The sequence below is a fragment of the Bacillus sp. M6-12 genome, from assembly GCF_002860285.1.
Classification (GTDB): domain Bacteria; phylum Bacillota; class Bacilli; order Bacillales; family DSM-1321; genus Peribacillus.
The window spans coordinates 216,414-235,443 of the sequence record NZ_PGVF01000006.1 but is presented as its reverse complement, the minus strand read 5'-3'; the positions used below and the strand labels follow the sequence as shown (position 1 = coordinate 235,443).

Below are 19,030 nucleotides of genomic sequence, written 5' to 3'. Positions count from 1 at the left end.
AAAAACCCGCTACCTAGGTGGCGGGTTTATTTTGCTGCTAGCCTATTTGTTAAGCTGTTTTACTGAAGAGTGCCGCTCAGTTTGGTTCGATTAAACCGTAACGCCCGTCTTTCCGGCGGTAAACGACATTGGTACTATTGGTATCAGCGTTTGTGTAGACAAAGAAATTATGGCCTAGCATGTTCATTTGCAGGATGGCCTCTTCGCTGTCCATAGGCTTTAAATCAAAGCGCTTATTACGGACAACTTCTAAATCTTCCATTTCATCCTCTTCAACCGGCGGTGCTTCCGGCTCCGCAACAGCTACGAACATATCTGATGTGCTGCCATTTGAGCGGAACTTACGGTTAACCTTTGTCTTATGCTTACGAATTTGACGCTCTAATTTATCAGTAATGGTATCAATCCCTGCATACATATCTTCTTTTCTCTCTTCAGCACGAAGAACCAGATTAGACATCGGGATAGTCACTTCCACCTTGGACGTCTTATCGCTGTACACCTTCAAATTAACATGTACATTTGCATCTGGCGTATTAGCAAAATATCTGTCCAATTTTCCAATCTTCTTCTCCACATATTCACGAAGAGCTGGAGTTACCTCAATATTCTCACCACGAATGTTGTAATTCATAAAATGGGTCCTCCTTTAAATAAGACTATGTTAATAATATTCTATCATTCCCTTTATAATTCCTTCATAAACGTGGGGAAAAATTTGTCGAAATTGTGGAGATTATGCAGGGACTTGATAGATTTGGTTTAACAAACAAGAGTCCAATGGTGAACTAAAACAATTCACTCAAATAAAAAACCTCCAGATTTGGTTGAATACAAATCTGAAGGCAGAAAATTATTGTGTTAGAAGGGGCACCCGGATTTGCCCGACCAATGTTCCTTGGTCATTATAGGCAAGGAATGTTCCTCCCGCTTGTAATGTAAGATTAGATATTTCATAATTACCTTTTTCTATTGCATAAAAGTTTTGTCCCCGAGGGATTAAATCATAATCCACGTCTCCGTCAGGTGCATTAAACCGGACAACGACTCTTGCTATATCGCCACAATTGTCATTAATGAATGTACGCATAAAGAATTCCTCGCTCGTTTTTTCAATTGCAGGTGAAGAAAAAACCAAACTTGATTGTGAACAGCCAGGACTTGGTACACCACAGGCGATTTCATTTAGAATCATTTGATAAACTCCACCGATATCGGTATTCTTTTGGGCATGAAAATATGCACCGCCCGTTTCTGTAGCCATTCTTTGCAATAAAGCTTCATTTAGCTGCTTTTTCTCACCAAGTCCAATCGTAAAGATTCTAATATTTTTATTTTGAGCTTCCCGAATCATATTAACAATCTTACTCTCACTTGATCGGCCATCCGTTATCAAAATTGCAACTTTTGAATTTGAAGTGGATGAAAAGCGGCTAAATGCTTCTTCTAGTCCTTCCCCAATATTCGTTCCGCCCGATTGGAAGACATTATATAATGATGAGCTGACAATTGCTGCGGAACCCGGTCCGCTAAGCCACATTCCATTCCCATTAAAATGTGAGGCAATATTAGTATTTGCGTTTAATTCAGTAATTAACTCCTGAGACTTTGATACCCTTAATCTTTCAGGGTCGTTTCTCCTCATGCTTCCTGAGGAGTCAATGATGAATGCAACTTCAGTGTCCCCGATTGGACACGAAGCATTCAAGCCTGAATCATAGAGTATATCCGTGCTGTGAACTTGAGTCAGGAGCGGGGCCACAATATCGTTATAACGGGGATCAGCTTGAACAAACTCAGCAGAAATTTGGTCCGTTATTGGCTGCGATGACTGGACAGATCTTAAAGTTGTTGTTGCCACTCCATTGTAAAAGCTTGCTTCCAGGTTATAAAAATAAGCTCCATAAGCTGAGTGGAAACGTACCCGTCCATTATAATCGGTGATTGTCTGTCCTCCTGGACGCACGATTGTAGCATATACCTGAGTGGTGGTTACTCCGTCTGCAGAGATTTTTTCACTCGTTTCAATCCTAAGTTCAGCCTTTGGAACATAATTCACCGGAACGGTTACAGGATTTCGGTAACAAGACATGTTAACATTCGCGCTATACGGGTTTACCTGAAACGAAAGCGTATCTTGTTGAACCGTGCTTGATTGTGGAGCGGTTATTTCAACCGTTAATTCCGGCCCATCTGTGTAAGCAGCTGTCGAATAACTGGATGCACGTATCTGCGAACCGATAAAGTCATCTTTATAGTAATCATTTCCCCAGTCTCCTTCTATGACAGCTCCAGCGGTTGAAGACACCTGAAATGAAAGAGATTCGTCATTCGAAATCGGATTTCCATAACAGTCTTTGAGCATCAGTGTAACAAAAGACTTATCCTTTCCGTTCGCAATCAGGGTACCTTTTTCAATATCCAGATCTGCCAGTCGGGAATCTTTAGTTGGCTGTGGCTGCTTTACTACCGGAGGGCTTTGAGGCTCCGGAAAATAAACTGTGCCATCACCCATAAAATTAGGCGGTAATGGAGTGTACAGGCTATTGTCACTTCCATCAGCCGGTCCATTTAGACCACTGAAGCTGCAAGCAACGCGTTTTGACAGCCTGTTTAAAAATACAGCTGCCTCGGCACGTGTTAAATACTTCCCAGCACCATAATCCTTAAAATCCTTCTTGCCTGTCATGCCGCTGGATAAATTTTTGGTATACATGTACTGCACAGCATAAGGCTCAGTTAAATCCTTGCCGTCGAGGGCAGCGACTATCCGCGCTACCTGTCCGCGGGTGATGGCATTATCACGCAGTGTACTATTGGAATAACCTCTTAATGGAATATTTTTCTTTTGAAAATAGCGATAATTGCCGGAAGACCAATGCTCACCAGGCCGTGCCGTTAGGCTCCCCTTGTTCGTACTGCAGTCGTAGCGTATAAGCATCGCAATAAACTCTGCTTCGGTTAAAACCTTCTGGGGCCCGAACGTACCATTTTTATAACCACTAACCAGCCCTTTTTTGGCAGCCCACTCAATGGATGGATAAGCCCAATGGTCAGCCTTGACATCCTTAAATTGGTTTGCGCTGGCATGGCTGGCCAAAGTAGAAAATAGGATTAGCAATACAAGTACACGTACGAGCGCTTTATTTCTGATTACATTCATTTCAATCATCCTTTTTCTAAAAAAACTTAGTCAAAAAGAAAGCCCCGGATAAAGGGGGCCTTCTGTTATTCAAAAAACAACATATCATCGCGGTAATTCTGCTGTAAGTCTTTTTCAAGGAAATTAAGGTAGCGGATAATCAGCAAAGATGCTTCTGCTCTGGTCATCGTCTGGTTAGGATTGAAACGTCCCTTCGTATCTCCGTAAATCAGCCCGATTTCTGTACCTACATAAACGCTGTCCTTTGCCCAATTCGGGATTCTGCTGTTATCAGCATAGCTGGTTTTATAGCCTGGAGTAGGTGCCCGATGTTCCAATCCTAAAGCGCGGATAAGGATCGTAACGGCCTGCGCCCTTGTTAACGAACCTTTTGGCATAAATTTAGTTGCAGTGACACCTTTTGTGATTCCCTTTTGGACCGCACTTTCTATATAGAGATAGTCAGGGTCTTTAACATCCAGATCTGCATAAACCGGTTTTCTCGGCGCACGTGTATTTTTAGGCGGTTCCAGTACCCGTACATCGGCAGCTTTTAAAACGCCGACTGTAAACTTATAGCGGTTCATAGGTGTATTAGGTGAGAAGAAGCTGCTTTTCTCATCAAAAATACCTAAAGAGTATAACTTTTCAATATCTTCCTTTGCCCAATGCTTGGCCAGGTCACGGAATTTCGGCACAATAAGACGCTCAATTTTCGGAACCATTTCCTGACCGACATTTACAGTTCCAGTGCCGGCTGCATAAGGGATGTCATAAGTATACTCACCGATCATGTTACGCTGGCTAATCACAGCATGTCCGCCGGTAAAGCTGGATAATGACGGATCATGAGGTTCATACTTCATCGTTTTTGTCTTGCTGTCCGATACTTTACTTGTGATTAAGGCAGTCCCTTGGCTTGAAACCATCTCATAGTCAATGATTTGGGTTTCCGTAGCCCCCCAAAAGTTTTCATATCCTACATTCCGGCCGCTAAAATGAACTGTAATCGTATCATTATCTGTTTTGTAAATCTTCCTGCCCACCATATTTCCAGAATAATAGTCTGAAGCAGGACGGTTGTCACTTATAACACCATGAGATAATTGATAATCATCTAAAGTAAACGTCTTTTTATCAAATGTGATTTTTTCACTATAGCTTTTTACCGTTGTTTGGGTGGTTGTCTGTCCTTTATCCAGCCGTTCCTTCACATCGGTAACATAGCTTACAGAACGGGTAAGTTTATCCTTTGCCGTTGGACCTGTTAAAGTAAAACGGTATGTTGTTGTTTTTTTGTCTGTTTGTTCACTTTCCGTCTTGGTAACTTTTCCGCTGAACCGTTCTGGCGTACCTCTTAAAAACACATATTCTTCATAGGTATATTCATTATTGACTCCGCCATTCAAGTCGGGTGGAGTCGCCCCTGCTGGTGTGACTTGGCTTAAAAGGGCGATTATGAAAGCAAGAAAAGATAAATAGAGTTTGTTGGGTAAGGATGCAAAAGGTCTAGTCATGTTCGTTCCTTTCATCTTGTGTCTTCCTAAATTCGTTAGGAACCGGTGTTTTAATATATTCAAAAACCAGATCAATTCTGAAATCTAATTAACCAATAGGACACGGCCTTTTACCAATGATTCATGCAGAAGGTAGACCCGTTCGCCTGGATTCAGATCCTCAGGAGTAATAACCTTCCCTTCGCGAATAATTGTAGCCTGCTCAATATTCATGCTTGAGATATACGGAGCTTCAACCCAGGCGCCGTTTTGCCACTGGCTTACATTACGGACTTTTATCATATCAACATTTCCGGCACCCTTAGATACCAAATCAATCCGGCCGACAGATACAAGCTGTGCCCGCGCGCTGCTTGTTCCGATTATATGGGCTCCCACGATTGTGTTATTAAAAACATAGAAATAACCGTAGCTTCCTATTTGATTATCCATTTCATTTTTAGCGACAAGCGATAAAGTGGACGTACTAAAATCCCTGACAGCAATTGTATCATCACTGAATGATAGAGCAGCTGCTGCGCTGTCCTGCCAGAAGTTATTCGTTAATTTTTTTGTATTTTTTAACGTAAGCTGATAGTTATTAGCCTGGCTGATTTGCCCAAAATAAATGGTATGATTAGTTAAGTTCGGACTTTGGAAGCCATCGTTTGTAACATGAATAATATTGGCATACTGGCTTTTCTGGGCTCCGCCTGTTACCACGAATGCAGTACCATAAGCAGCCAGACTATTCGAATCTATTAGTCTGCCGTTTCGGATCAGGATCGTTCCATTATGAAATGGAATAGAACCGCTCTTCCATAACCCCAATGTTCTGTACTTCAAATTAACCGAACGCAAAGGTTCATAATATGTACGCTCAAAATTTGATTTGATTACTATACGCTGTATCGCCTGCTTGCCGTATTGGCTTACAGTTGCAAAATAAACCTCATTGTTAGCGTAGAAGCGGATACGATCCCTGCTAATCTGCTTATTTCCTACATATATAGGTGTTTTAGCTGAATATGTATAAGAACCGGTAACGCTTCTATTTTGCCATCTCCAGTCCCGAAACACCTTCTCATTCTTCACCATAAGCGTATTTCGCACCGGATCAATACGGTAAATCGTTGCCTTATGCAGATTTTCTATCTTAATCCCCTGTGCGATAACTTCTATGGAACTAATAAAGCTCGTATCATATTCTGAAAAAGAGAGCTTAACCCGGTCTCCCTCAAATAATACGCTTAAATCAACCAGAGTCGTCCCTTTAAATACCTCTGTCCCGCCATCGATACTATACGTTTTCGATTTCCCATTATCTAATTTAATAGATAGGAATCTTCCATTTGGGTCAATCTTGGTCACAATGCCGCTTTCAACTTCCTTATCATCAGAAAGCTCCCCGGCATACTCCCCCGACTTTCCACTCAGCGCCTTCACCCTGCGGAGATCTACAACAGCCTCAACTTCCATCCCAGTCTTAAAAGCATCAATCGTCGTAGGAATAGTATCAACAGTAAAGCTAGCATTCAAGTCAATTGGCAGAGTAGTTGTCTTCCCTTGGGAATTCTTAATCGTAATGGACTTTAACCTTTTCTCAGTTACTTCATCGTCTATACGTACATCCTCGTACGTTGCATCCACGAAGGAACCCTTCATCACTGTACTTGCTGCCGCTTTCTCTATATGGAAAAATCCTAACCCTATAAGTAATAGGATAAAAAAAGAAAAGATCCTGTTTTTATTCAGTTTTGACGCCTCCTTTACCACTCACACTTTTAAAATACAATTTCCTAAAAAGTGGTTTATAGGGATAATATCGTCAAATGTTTAAATTTTTTAAGTCTTCTAATTCAGAACATACTTTGTGCTTTTTCGGCACTAACCATTTTTTAAGCAGAAAAACCAGTCATCTCTTTTTAAGATGCTGGTTTATGACAATTGGCAAGCTTTACTTTTTTTTATCTAAAAACATGCCATCAGCTGACAAATTCCCATATGGATTTGAGTATGCGATATTCTTTCTTTTTTGTAGCTGCAATTTTTTTAAATCGTTCTTAATTTTATCAAAATAACCCGATATTAATATCTTAATCCTGGTTTCCTTGTGTAAAATATCCTGTCTCACCTGATTATCTATAAGAGTTGCTAGACTAGGCAGATGATTAATAATATCGTCTCTTTCACCAATTATTTGATTAACCTGACTGATAAATTGCTCCCTATCGGCGAAGGACTTTTCATCTTCAAGCAATAACAACAGTTGTTCCGTTTTCTTAACAAATAGCTCCAATTGTTCCACTATACCAATACGCTTTCTGCAGCCGAAGCTTTTTTGGCGTTTATCATCGCCTGTTTCCATGTGTCCCTGAACTGAGTGACAAAATCCTCAACTTCATCAAGAATCTCAATACTATTTTTCGTGTTTGCTTCAATAAGCCTCCGATAAAGATAATCATATAGCTGGATTAAATTCTTTGATATTTCCACATCCATATTCAATGTAACCATAAGTTCCTGAATAATATTCTGTGCTTTCAACAAATTGAGGTTACGCTGTTCAATATCTTTTTCCTGAATCGCCAATTTGCCTCGTTTAATGAACTTCAGGCAACCATTATATAACATTAATGTAAGTTCTCCAGGCGGTGCTGTGTTAACTGAGTTTTGTTTATATGTTTGAAATGGTTGGTTGATACTCATATTACCATTCACCCTCTATATTAAATTTCATTTATCCTTGACTTCCTGCACCCAACTGAGCCATAAGCTGAGAAGATTGGTTATTCAATTTCTGCATGGCACTTTCCATTGCATTAAATTGATCCCAATACCTTTTTTCTCTCAATCTTAGTCTATCTTCAAAAGTAGTAATATCTTCTTTCATTCTTAATAGGTCTTTACCCATAGAATAATTGTGTTCTGTTTTAAACGTATTGCCTGCCTTAGTTTCAATTTTCCCCATAGTTTCAGCTATAGAGTCACGGAGCTTTCGGGCCAGACCCCTTTCAGCATAAACTGGTTTTCCATCAGGCCCAACAGTCCCGTCAGCCATAAAGAGTTGGTACACTGCCTCTGGGTTATCTTCAATAGCAGCTTTTAACTTATCCTCATCAAGCTCAAGTTTTCCTCGTTCTAAATGATCTTTAGTTGTTTTAATACCAATTTCTGATAACTGATTATATTTCTTATCTGTTAGCGTTACGGCATTAGAAGTAACTTCTGAATACAAATCCATGCGCATCTTAGAAAGACCGCCTGTCAAAAGCATATCACGGCGCAACATACCGCTTTTCGCTTTTTCTTCCCATTGTTCGATTTCTTTTTCTTTCATCCCGGCTTTTTGTTCATCTGACAAAGGTGTAAATGTGGTAAACCGCTCTTCTGTTAATTCACCATTAATCTTGCCGATTAATTCATTGTATTTGTCTACGAAATCCTTAATTGTTTTTACGATGGAGTCTGTGTCGGTTTTGACATTGATAGTTGCTGAATCTGTCGTTGAAGCTTTTTTCAAGGTAAATGTAACATCATTCATAGTAAATGTGTTGGATTTACGTGTTGTTTCCAAACCATTTATAGTAAATTTAGCATCCGAACCTGGTACTTCTACTGTATCGGATAATCCCAAAACACTTGTAAAAAATGTATTGTTACCATTCTCCGTTATGCTTCCATTAGTAGCACGAGTCACATCGACAAAACCCATTTCCTTCCCGCTAACGGCAGTATTAAATTTCCCTGTTTCTGTTCTCATTGCTACTACCTTATCTGAACTAGTATCGTAGAAAAGATTAACACCTGCATCCGCTGAATTTATTGTTGAAAACATTTTATTCAGAGAATTTGTTCCATCAATTTTAAAATTTTTATATTGAGGGCTTCCACTTTCGTTGAATGTCTTAATATCAAATACTAAATTATTTTGTTTAAAACTAACACTAAAAGTTTTGTCTTCAGGCAACTGTTCGCTGAAAACCATTTTCCCAGTATCACTATTTATATATACTCTTTTAACACCATCTGATGGAGGTGGGGTTGGCATTGCACCATCTACTACTGAATATGAAACATTATTAACATCAATCGCAGCTGGTAACTGAGAAATAGCTCCCTTAGTCAATTGGAATTCAGTTGCACCACCTTTTGGGACAGTAAAACTGTTGTTAGTAAATTCTGCATCCTCTACGAAAGTTATTGAGTTTGCAAACTTACCTTTCTGAGACCATAAACTTTTCGTTGGATCAATTTTTTCAGTAGTTGTCACAGTGCCATCAATATTAGCATCCTTTGAGATACCCGAAGCCGATTGTCTCCTAGCAGCTGTCGCTAACGTCACATTCTCAATTTTATATGACACATTCCCTGCCTCAGCCGATGCAGTTGCAGTGACAAAATCCGTATTGGAAGAGGTAGCACTCCTCGTTAGCATTTTTGACTGTTTGTAAATATTATCGAAGATGTAAGTATCAAAACCTTTTAACAACTTATTCATTTCCCGATAATCATCACGCTGCCATTCCAGCACTTGCTTTTTTTGCTTTATACGATCTAAAGGCATTCTTTCCGCCTTCATCAAAGAGTCAACAATGGACTGTGTATCCATGCCACTTGCCATACCTGAAAAACGAATAGACTCTACCATTTAGACACCTCCAAATTACAGCTTTTTATCAATAAACAGCCCTAAATACTCCGTCATCTTGGCATATACATCCAATAGTTCTTTTGATGGTATCTCTCTTATTACTTTTTTTGTTTCCACATCGACAACTTCTACATAATATCTATCTAGTTTTTCATGTAATTCGAAATTCAAAGAGGTCATTTTTGGTGTTAAAAACTCATTCATTCCTTTTACAACGTGTTCAGCTTCCTCTTTCGACAACTCTTTCTTTTCTTCTTTTTCATCATTATTCTTTCTAAGTTGATTCTCTTGCTGTTGTTCAACTAATGATGACGGCTCTGCCTTTACAGATTCTTCATTCTTTTTAACAAGTAAACTACCCGAATATACAGATGAAGAAATATCATCAATTTTCATTTAGAACAACTCCTAATAGTATCCTATGAGTTATATCGGAAATGAACCGTTACTCTTTAATACGAAGTTTCTTGCAACGTAAAAAAGCGTGGAAAAAAGCCCCACGCTTCACTTTGAAAAATATTTAATTACCTTCGTTACCCCCTGAATAACAGATTCAACGTCCTGGTCCGTCATTTTTGGAAATAATGGGATGGTCAACGCCTCTTCGTACCACTTTTCCGCTACAGGGCATAAACCTTTTCCATAACCTAACTCCCGGTAATATGGCTGATAATATACAGGAATATAATGCACATGCACTCCAATATTTTCTGCACGCAATGCTTCAAAAATTTCTCTCCGGCCGACTCTCAGCATATCTAAATTCAAACGGAGCATATATAAATGCCAGCTGGATTCGGAAACAGCCTCCTGATAGGGCACCGTAACTTCCTTTAGAGATTGGAATTGGCCGTTATAAGCAGCAGCGATATCTCGCCGTCTCTTAACGAAAGAATCGATTTTTCTTAGCTGTGATATCCCTAACTCCGCTTGGATATCGGTCATTCGGTAGTTCATGCCAAGATCAACCATTTCATAATACCAAGGTCCTTTATCCTCATCCGAGTTATCCCTTGTAACCCCGTGTGAACGAAACAGCCTAAGTTTATCTGCATATTCCAGAGAATTGGTGACAATGATGCCCCCTTCTCCTGTGGTAATATGCTTCACAGGATGGAAGCTGAACATGGTCATATCTGCCTGTGACCCAACTTTTTCATTTCGGTACGTAGCCCCCAGGGAATGGGCGGCATCTTCAATAAAAATCAAATTAAGCCGCGCACAGATATCCTTAATTTCATGCAGGGCAGCAGGCTGGCCCGTGTAATCTACTGCAATTACAGCTTTCGTTTTACGGGTGATAGCCCTTTCAATGGCTGCCGGTGAAATATTATAAGTCTGATTGTCAATATCAGCGAAAACCGGCTTGCCACCAACATACAAAACGCTATTGGAAGTAGCGACAAAGGTCATCGGAGTAGTGACGACTTCATCCCCATTTCCAATACCGGCTGCATAGCAGGCACCATGCAAAGCAGCTGTCCCATTGGCAAATGCTACCGCGTATTTAGCTCCTGCGTATTCAGCTACCGCTTTTTCATATTTCTCAATTGCAGGGCCCTGGGTAAGAAAAGGGCTTTTTAGTGTATCAACAACCGCCTGTATGTCCTCTTCATCAATCCATTGCTGCCCATAAGATAAGAAAGTATTCCTTACAGGCTTCCCCCCAAAAATCGCTAAGGTCATCGGACTTCCTCCTAAAAAAGCCACCCATTAAATCAGGTGACTCGTTTTAATCCAATCTTCTGTTCTTTTAATGCCTTCCTCTAAACTTATCTTCGGACTCCAGCCTAACAGCTCGTTCGCTTTGTTATAATTACATAAAAGTTTTTGAATTTCGCTTTGCGGATGGATGTGTTCGACATGTTTAATCCGGTTTTCATCTTTCACTACCAACAGGGCCAAGTCATTCACTGAAATATCCCTGCCGAGGCCAGAGTTGACAATCTCCCCATTCACCTTATCTGAATAACCAGCCTGAACAACAAAACCGGCACAATCATCGACATACAGCAAATCCCTTGTTTGAATACCTTCACCATAGATACTCAACTTTTCCCCGGCAAGCTTCTTTTTAATGAAGATTGCCACAACTCCGCCTTCTCCGCCTGTCTTTTGGAACGGTCCATATGTATTAAAAGGACGGATGACAACAGTTGGCAGGCCATAAGCGTGATAATAAGACAATACCATATTTTCTGCCGCAATCTTGGCTCCTGCGTAAGGGGAAGCAGGCTTGATTGGATGCGTTTCGGAAATGCCACTTTCATCCAGGCAACGATCATAAACCATGCATGTGCTCATAAATACCACTTTGACCTGATGCTTCCGGCATTGCTCCAAAATATAGAAAGTTCCTACAGTATCATTGTTAAAAGTGGTCCTTGGATCATCAATCGAATCCTGGACATTGATAGAAGCACCCAGGTGATAACAAATATCAAAATTACATTCATTAAAAAGCTTTTCCAGCAGTTGTTCATCTTTGATATCGCCCATAATGAACTGCTCCAGCTGGTCTCGAAATTCTTCTATATTCACTTCCCTGCCATTCGATAGATCATCAAGGATCCACACTTTATGGCCGTCAGCAAGCAAGCGTTTCGCAACAGCCCGTCCGATAAAGCCGGCTCCTCCGGTTAATAAGATGTTCATTTCCTGACTCTCCCCTTTAAAGTAGATCCCATGATAACGGAGTTCCCTTTTTTAAATCTGTTTTAGATGTCATACCCAGCACTTTCTTAAGATGCTTGGGAGCCAGTCCAAATCCAGGACGTATAGCTCGGATATTATCCCTTGTAAGCAGCTCCCCAGCCCTAATATCCTTGACCACGTAAAGGGAACGGCGGTCTTTTAAAGATGGCTGCTCAGCCTTCGTCGGGCCATATGTAATCTTACCAAGACTTTGCCAGGCCCTCTCTGTTTCTGTTACAAGCGCCTTCATCTCTTCAGGCTCCATCGAGAAGTCTGCATCCGTTCCACCCTCGGCACGAGAAGTCGTAAAATGCTTTTCAATCACTGTTGCACCTAGCACAACACTGGCTACACCAACCCCGATCCCCATCGTATGATCGGACAATCCCACTTGACATTGGAACATATCTCTCATATGCGGAAGAGTTAATAAGTTCGAGTTTTCAGGTGACGCAGGATAGGTGCTCGTACATTTTAATAGAATCAGATCTTTACATCCGCCATTTCTGGCGGTACGCACCGCTTCATCCAATTCCGCAACCGTAGCCATTCCAGTAGAAATAATTACAGGTTTCCCGGTTGCCGCCACTTTTTCAATCAAGGGAATATCGATATTTTCAAAGGAAGCGATCTTGTAACAAGGAGCACCTAATGTCTCCAAAAAATCAACCGCGGTTTCATCAAACGGGGAGCTAAAAGGAATAATCCCCAACTCCCGGCAGCGTGTAAAAATAGCTTCATGCCATTCCCAAGGAGTGTATGCCTGCTGATATAACTTGTATAAAGACTGGCCCTTCCATAAGCTGTCTGGATTATCAATGAAAAACTCACCTTCATCAATATCCAATGTCATCGTATCCGCTGTATATGTCTGCAGTTTAAGTGCATCTACCCCGGCAGCCGCAGCAGCCTCGACGATCTGCAGCGCCTTGTCCAATGATTGATTATGATTGCCTGACATTTCTGCAATGATGAAGGGCTTATGTTCCGGTCCTATTAACTTGCCTTCTATGTTAATTGTAGCTGTCATTATTTTAAAACCTCCAAAATCGCTTCAACAACAGGATGAATATTATACTGCATGTCCGACTGCATTAATTGTTTTGCTTTAATGGACATTTTCTTAAGTTCTTCAGGACGATCCAGTGCTCTATTCAAAGATTCGACCAGATCAGGAACTTGCACATTCTCATGCCATCCAATGTTCCAAACCGCGCCAAATTCAGCCGCCGCTTCCGTCGACTCCTTCTGGTTGTCAGCGACTATGGTTACAATGGAAGGCAATCCAAGAAAACAACGCTCCCACATCGTAACGCCGCCAGCTCCCAGAGCCAGATCTGCTTTTCTCATTAACTCAGAAATATAGTTAATTTGGACATAGAAGTTTATATTTTTCTCTCCACATAATTGTTTAATTAATTCCAAATTTGCATTGGATAATCCCACCACAACATGTACATTAAAGCTTGATAAATCTATAAAATTTAGACTCTCCAAGAATTTTAATGTTTCATTTGTAGGATCGGATCCGCCATAAAAAACTAAAATGTTTTTAATTGCACTGATGCCTTGCGCTGTTCCTGTATCCTGATAAAACTCCGGCCGAAGCAAAAGGTATTTAGGTCCAAGCAGTTTTTTACATTCGCTAGGCATCAGTTCATCATACCTTTTTTCGTACGCCTTAAAGTAATTTTGATCCAGCAGTAAATCACAGTCATGGTTTCTGTCTGCAAGGTCATCTATTACCATTATCTTAAAGTTGCCCGCTTCTCTGACCTCGGCCTCCCAAACCCAATCCATCTGATAATGGTCAACAATGACCAAATCCGCTTTCAGATGCTTCAATGCCTCAATCGTATTCAGGGCATCTAGCAACTTATCATTGCTTTCAGGAATGACAAGTACCTGATATCCTTCTTGACTTATGTAATCAATCAGATTGCCTATTGTTGAGGCACATATAAACTGGACGCCAGCACCTTTTTCCTTTAAAAAGGCTGCCAAGGTCAGACAGCGCATGATATGGCCCGTACCCATTTCAATGGAAGCATCGGCTCTAATAAAAATATTCATCATCACACAACCGGTTTTTGTTCAATATGGGCATTGATTTTTGCCAACTCAGGATTAGCAGCTAAATATTTTACAACTTCTGCTGAAGGTACAAACAGATTGCCCTCGAAATGCTCTGCTACCCTTTTACAGAGCTCATAATCTTCTTCTGTATCCAATGTAATCCTCAGCTCAGGCTTTTGGATCCCACTGCTTGCGTGAACAGATGTCCAAGAAAATTCATCCCGATTTTCATATGCGTAATACGTTACATGCTCCCGGTGGCGGGGTTCGAGTCCATTTTCATGAATGTACTTTAGTGTTTCGTAAGAGAATAATTCAACTGCCAATCCCCTTGGAAGCTCACCCTGGAGATTCATAAATTGAGTAGGCGCTTCAGTCATGGCCATCACCATCGTTGATGCCAACCCAAAGTCCACAAAGGGACAATCAGCCGTAACACGAATCACAAAGTCGGGATTATACTGCTTGGCAGCTTGAACATATCGGTCCAATACGTCTTCTTCAGACCCTCTGAAATAAGAAACTCCTCTGCTCTTACACCATTCTTCGACCAAATCATCCTGTGGCAGAGCAGAAGTCGCAACAATCACATCACTGACACCATCTATCTTTTTACATCGTTCTACTACATATGTAAGAACATCATGATTTCCAAGTGGCTTTAATATTTTCCCTAGCAGACGGGAGGAACCCATTCGAGCCTGGATCACTGCGATGGTCTTCATGTTATCACCAACCATACTTCGATTTAGTTAACTTCAAGAACATATTTTGCAAATTTCTCGCCACATACTTCCCACATATCCTCAGTCATTTCATAAATATAGACATTGTGATACCTGCCATATTTGAAAATATGTTCTTTTAAATAACCAGCTTCTCTTGCACCCTGTTTTAGATGGAGCTTGCGGACACCTTCATTTTCCTCCATGACTTCCCCTGAAAGCTTGTGAAGGGAAAGATGTTTAAAAGCAAAATTATATACATAAGGACCAATGAATCCACCAAGCATACTATAAGTAGGATTCCCAATGTAAAAATTCCAGAAAGCCCGCTTATCCCGGTGGTTAATATCGGTTATAGAAACCAGCCCGATGTATTCGCCTTTATAGGTTAAAACCCAGTAATGGCTGTTATGGTCCTTTTCAATCGACCTGAACCATGCTTTTTGTTTATCCAGGTCGAAATCAATATCAGTGTACATATAACGTGTTATAAACTCGCTTGTGCGCCACTTGAGGATCATTTCCAAATGTTCTTCTTTTACCGAAACAAATTGCATATCCGTCACCTTATCACGATTTCTCTTGTAAAGCTCATTAAAAGATCATAACCATCCCAAACTCCTTCAAAATCGAGGGCCTGTCCTACTGGGACAATTCTGTCAATGCCTCTATTTCTTAATCTGCCGGCAAATTCCATTAACTTGTCACGGCTAAAACCAAAATAGGATACGGTCTGGTCCTTATCATGCAGATAATGGATAAGATCATTCAACCAGGCAACTTCCAGTTCGACAAAAAAACCGCCGCCACAGTGTCTTTCCCTTATTTCCATATCCATATCCTGTGCCTTAACACGGGAGAAATTTTGCCGCTGTCTAAAATTAATTATACTACCCTTTGTGCTTAATAAATATCCCGTTGCCAATTTCTGCACCTGAAGAGATGGTGAAACTTCTTCCAAATAAGCCTCCAGGTAATCATTTAACCTACTCCAAAAACGCTGCTGCGCTGCCTCAATATTTCCGCGTTCTCCTGTCCATACAATCAGCCTGGGCGATGAGCATGCCATTTGGGCAAACCAAAATCCATCATTGTAAAATCGCTGGATTAAATTAGAAAACTCAGATTCAGTAGCGTTTAATACCGCATTTGCCTCCAGCACTGATAGCGAAAAGCGGTCAGGAAAAGCTATTTCTGTCGCCAAAGGTGCCAGCGGAATGGCACGGATTGCTTTTACCGTTTCGTCCCCGCCCCAGATGACACGAATATTGCACTTTTCCGATAAAAATCTGGTTATTTCAAAGTCATGATCATAATTAATAATTGCCGTCCGGTCAGCAACTGCAGGGTGCCCTTCCAGCACCTTAATAATTGCCTGCAGCAAAACCTCTGTCTGCGGTTGATTACGCCCAGATATCCGTAATATATTGCAGTTCCCGGCCAACATGGAGAGCACCCATGAATACACAAAGATTGTATCAACATTCGAAGGGGCAAAATGAAGGGCTGCCCCTCTGGCATGGATGAACCTTTCCTTTGTGTTCTTTGAAAATAACTCCTGCAATTTAGATAGATGAGCTTTTCTTAGCCAATACGCCAAAGCGATTAATTCAGGATAACGCCGATAGGAATGGTCCTTTAACATCTCCCTGGATAGACCCTGTAAAAATGAAAGGACTTCTGGATAAAAAGGCGAAAGTGGTTCCTTATTCGCCACTGATTCAATTGTTTCTTTCCAGTTTTGCGAATGCTTGGGCCAAAAAAATTTCATGAATGCTTCCCCACCTTCCGATCAAACGCAAATGTATCACTGCATCCCCGCAGTTCTGCCTTCGGAATCCTGCCCGCTACTGAAAAATACTTCCCTTTCCAGCCGCAAGGACAATCATCTTCACCATGAATTGTTCCCAGGTCTTCCGTAAGCAGGCTGTGCCCGGGATAGCTTTTAGGCAGGATGCTAAGCACCTGAATCAACCCTTGTTCCCCAGATGGGCGAGGATTAAAGGACAGCGGATCACGAATAATCAAATCGGCATATATGGGAGTATGGAGGTGGCCATGTGAACACTCAACAAAAATCGAACCAACCTGTTCTACCATCCCATAATAATTATGAACCGAACGAATGCCAAATTGCTTCAGTAATGAATCCTTAAATTTATCGTTGCTGACCGCTTCCTCTTTAAGCTTTTTCCACCCGCCACCATGGATCAGGATACTGTCTCCCAAATCAAGATTAATACCATGATTAACCGCTTCCTGATAAAAGTGCTTCCAGATCATGAACGTAAAGCCGAACAATAATATCTTCTCATCTTTATTCCGCTCTAAAAATTCATATAATCCTTCCCAATCTATACTCATATCATCATGGAATAAATAAAATGGGCGGCTACCAAAGTTTGAGAAGCCTAAAATTCCCGCACCTCGTGCACTAAAAGACTTTCGTTCCTTGAGGACACTTTTCGTATCAATGATGATCATAGGCAGTCGTTTTGTTCCCAGTAACGGTTTCATCACTGAAACAAGCGCTTTTGTTTGCGATTGGGCAGTTTCCTTATCTAAATAAATCCTGGAAACCTGCTGGCCGGTTGTACCGCTGGAGGTAAGCACCTTAAAAACTTCCTCTTTATCTATGGAGAGTAAATCCATCATTTTAAATAGTTGTACGGGCAAATAAGGGATTTCGTGGAGGGCCTCAGCCAAGACAGTTTGTCCCGTTTTTTTAAGCATATTTTTATAAGGCAGACACTTCTCATAATGAAAGCTTGTTAAAGAATTCAATTCTTTTAATAAATATGGCTGTTTTTTTCCGCTACCCATATCAAATGGCTCTATCATAAAACCAATTCCTTTAACGCTTCATAGTTTACTTTTCCATTAGCCAATCTCGGAACCTCTTCCAACACTTTTACCCGAAAAGCACTTTTATGCAATTTATATAAATTTTCGATTAAGCTCTGGATTGAATCTTGCTTTTCTTCATTAGGGACAACTACAACCATCCGATCGTCTGTCCCGACACATACAACACTTATTTGCAGAGCTGACTCAATCTTTTTTTCAATATCATCCAAATTTATACGCAACCCAAACAATTTAACAAACCGCTTAATACGTCCTTTAATATAATAAAATCCATCTTCGTCGACTTCACCCAAATCACCGGTATGCAATCTGCCAAGGAGTTCATCGCCTTTTTTTAAGTCGGAGAAATCGGCGGCATAACCCATCATCACATTTGGACCTTCGTATATGAGCTCTTCAGTTTCAGGATCCAGGGATAACCTTCCATCAGGTATCGCTATACCTATACTTGTAGGCTTTTTAACGATATCCTCTGGCGGCACATAGCTAATTCTCGGTGCTGCCTCGGTTTGGCCATACATCAGATAAAAACTCTTTTGGTGTTCTAGTGCATATTCCGAAAATAGCCGTACCAGTTTTTCGTTCAGTCTTCCGCCTGCCTGGGTAAAATAACGCAAATCCGGCAGATCCATTTTCTGAAAACCGATTCTTTGCAGCATCTGATAAGTGTAAGGAACCCCGGCAAAGGAAGTGGCTTTTTCATTTTTTACAAACTCCCAAAAGCTTTTTGCAAGTACACTTTCGCTTGATAATAAAATCGTTGCACCTGCAAAGAGATGGCTATTAATTAAAGAAAGTCCGTAAGAATAATTCATTGGCAAATTGACCAAGCCACGATCCTCATGAGTGATCTCTAAATATTCAGCAATGGATTTCGCGTTTGCCAATAGATTCGCAAAAGACAACCTTACAAACTTCAAACTTCCAGTTGAACCAGAGGTGCTTAAAAGCAGGGAAAGATCCTGGTGGATTTCATATTCAGTCTCGGTTCTCCTTTTGGTAATTCCAGCAAAGTACTCATCATATAAATCATGATTAACATCACCAATTATATATCCGGGCTGATAGGCATCAATTATCGTAGCCAACAGCGTTTCCTCAATATCAGCACTCATTAACATTACTGCATCGTTATTTACCATAACAGCCGAATAACTAACGATGGAGATATAATCATTTTTTGCTAAAATAAGCACCAATTGTTTACGGGAAGACCGGAGTTTATTGCTCAGCACAATTACATCCCGCTGCAATTGTTCAAAAGTATACCTTTCTCCATTCTGTTCTATAATCGAGATTCTATTTTTATTTTCAGACGTTAGGTTCCATAAAGTCTGCATAATTCCCACCTGTCTTTTACAGTTCTTTTATTAAA

17 protein-coding genes are annotated in these 19,030 nt (G+C 40.7%); all 17 read right to left on the bottom strand.

What is annotated here, in order from left to right:
- Window positions 1-76 precede the first annotated feature (76 nt).
- Window positions 77-634, bottom strand: a complete 558-nt coding sequence (gene hpf, locus CVD28_RS09420) for a ribosome hibernation-promoting factor, HPF/YfiA family (protein ID WP_101592118.1) — start codon at window positions 632-634, stop codon at window positions 77-79.
- Between the two features lie 219 nt (window positions 635-853).
- Window positions 854-3,163, bottom strand: a complete 2,310-nt coding sequence (locus CVD28_RS09415; RefSeq protein ID WP_180954089.1) for an S-layer homology domain-containing protein — start codon at window positions 3,161-3,163, stop codon at window positions 854-856.
- 65 nt (window positions 3,164-3,228) lie between these two features.
- Entirely contained in the window at window positions 3,229-4,674 is a 1,446-nt protein-coding gene (locus CVD28_RS09410; protein ID WP_219621190.1) for an S-layer homology domain-containing protein, read from the bottom strand.
- A gap of 69 nt (window positions 4,675-4,743) precedes the next feature.
- Entirely contained in the window at window positions 4,744-6,288 is a 1,545-nt protein-coding gene (locus tag CVD28_RS09405) for a hypothetical protein (protein ID WP_142384752.1), read from the bottom strand.
- A 307-nt stretch (window positions 6,289-6,595) separates the two neighbouring features.
- Complete coding sequence (locus CVD28_RS09400) at window positions 6,596-7,006, bottom strand: hypothetical protein (RefSeq protein WP_142384751.1); 411 nt, start codon at window positions 7,004-7,006, stop codon at window positions 6,596-6,598.
- On the bottom strand, window positions 6,946-7,347 hold the full coding sequence (fliS, locus tag CVD28_RS09395; protein WP_101592114.1) for a flagellar export chaperone FliS: 402 nt from the start codon (window positions 7,345-7,347) through the stop codon (window positions 6,946-6,948). Before fliS ends, CVD28_RS09400 begins: the two co-directional genes overlap by 61 nt.
- 31 nt (window positions 7,348-7,378) lie before the next feature.
- Window positions 7,379-9,289, bottom strand: coding sequence for a flagellar filament capping protein FliD (gene fliD / locus CVD28_RS09390; protein ID WP_101592113.1), 1,911 nt, complete (start codon window positions 9,287-9,289; stop codon window positions 7,379-7,381).
- 15 nt (window positions 9,290-9,304) lie between these two features.
- The gene (gene flaG, locus CVD28_RS09385; protein WP_101592112.1) at window positions 9,305-9,688 is read right to left on the bottom strand and encodes a flagellar protein FlaG; all 384 of its coding nucleotides are present in this window, start codon (window positions 9,686-9,688) and stop codon (window positions 9,305-9,307) included.
- Between the two features lie 108 nt (window positions 9,689-9,796).
- On the bottom strand, window positions 9,797-10,978 hold the full coding sequence (gene pseC / locus CVD28_RS09380) for a UDP-4-amino-4,6-dideoxy-N-acetyl-beta-L-altrosamine transaminase (RefSeq protein ID WP_101592111.1): 1,182 nt from the start codon (window positions 10,976-10,978) through the stop codon (window positions 9,797-9,799).
- 27 nt (window positions 10,979-11,005) lie between these two features.
- Window positions 11,006-11,947: an SDR family NAD(P)-dependent oxidoreductase gene (locus tag CVD28_RS09375; RefSeq protein ID WP_101592110.1), complete on the bottom strand. Its 942-nt coding sequence runs from the start codon at window positions 11,945-11,947 to the stop codon at window positions 11,006-11,008.
- A 16-nt stretch (window positions 11,948-11,963) separates the two neighbouring features.
- Entirely contained in the window at window positions 11,964-13,016 is a 1,053-nt protein-coding gene (gene pseI / locus CVD28_RS09370) for a pseudaminic acid synthase (RefSeq protein ID WP_101592109.1), read from the bottom strand.
- Window positions 13,016-14,059: a UDP-2,4-diacetamido-2,4,6-trideoxy-beta-L-altropyranose hydrolase gene (pseG, locus tag CVD28_RS09365; RefSeq protein ID WP_101592108.1), complete on the bottom strand. Its 1,044-nt coding sequence runs from the start codon at window positions 14,057-14,059 to the stop codon at window positions 13,016-13,018. Before pseG ends, pseI begins: the two co-directional genes overlap by 1 nt.
- A gap of 2 nt (window positions 14,060-14,061) precedes the next feature.
- Window positions 14,062-14,787, bottom strand: a complete 726-nt coding sequence (locus CVD28_RS09360) for a cytidylyltransferase domain-containing protein (protein ID WP_101592107.1) — start codon at window positions 14,785-14,787, stop codon at window positions 14,062-14,064.
- 23 nt (window positions 14,788-14,810) lie between these two features.
- Entirely contained in the window at window positions 14,811-15,344 is a 534-nt protein-coding gene (gene pseH / locus CVD28_RS09355) for a UDP-4-amino-4,6-dideoxy-N-acetyl-beta-L-altrosamine N-acetyltransferase (protein ID WP_101592106.1), read from the bottom strand.
- A 5-nt stretch (window positions 15,345-15,349) separates the two neighbouring features.
- Complete coding sequence (locus CVD28_RS09350) at window positions 15,350-16,558, bottom strand: acyl-CoA reductase (RefSeq protein WP_101592105.1); 1,209 nt, start codon at window positions 16,556-16,558, stop codon at window positions 15,350-15,352.
- Window positions 16,555-17,628, bottom strand: a complete 1,074-nt coding sequence (locus tag CVD28_RS09345) for a LuxE/PaaK family acyltransferase (RefSeq protein WP_101592104.1) — start codon at window positions 17,626-17,628, stop codon at window positions 16,555-16,557. The genes CVD28_RS09350 and CVD28_RS09345 overlap by 4 nt, the downstream gene beginning before the upstream one ends.
- Window positions 17,625-18,995, bottom strand: coding sequence for an AMP-binding protein (locus CVD28_RS09340; protein WP_101592103.1), 1,371 nt, complete (start codon window positions 18,993-18,995; stop codon window positions 17,625-17,627). Before CVD28_RS09340 ends, CVD28_RS09345 begins: the two co-directional genes overlap by 4 nt.
- Window positions 18,996-19,030: the final 35 nt, after the last annotated feature.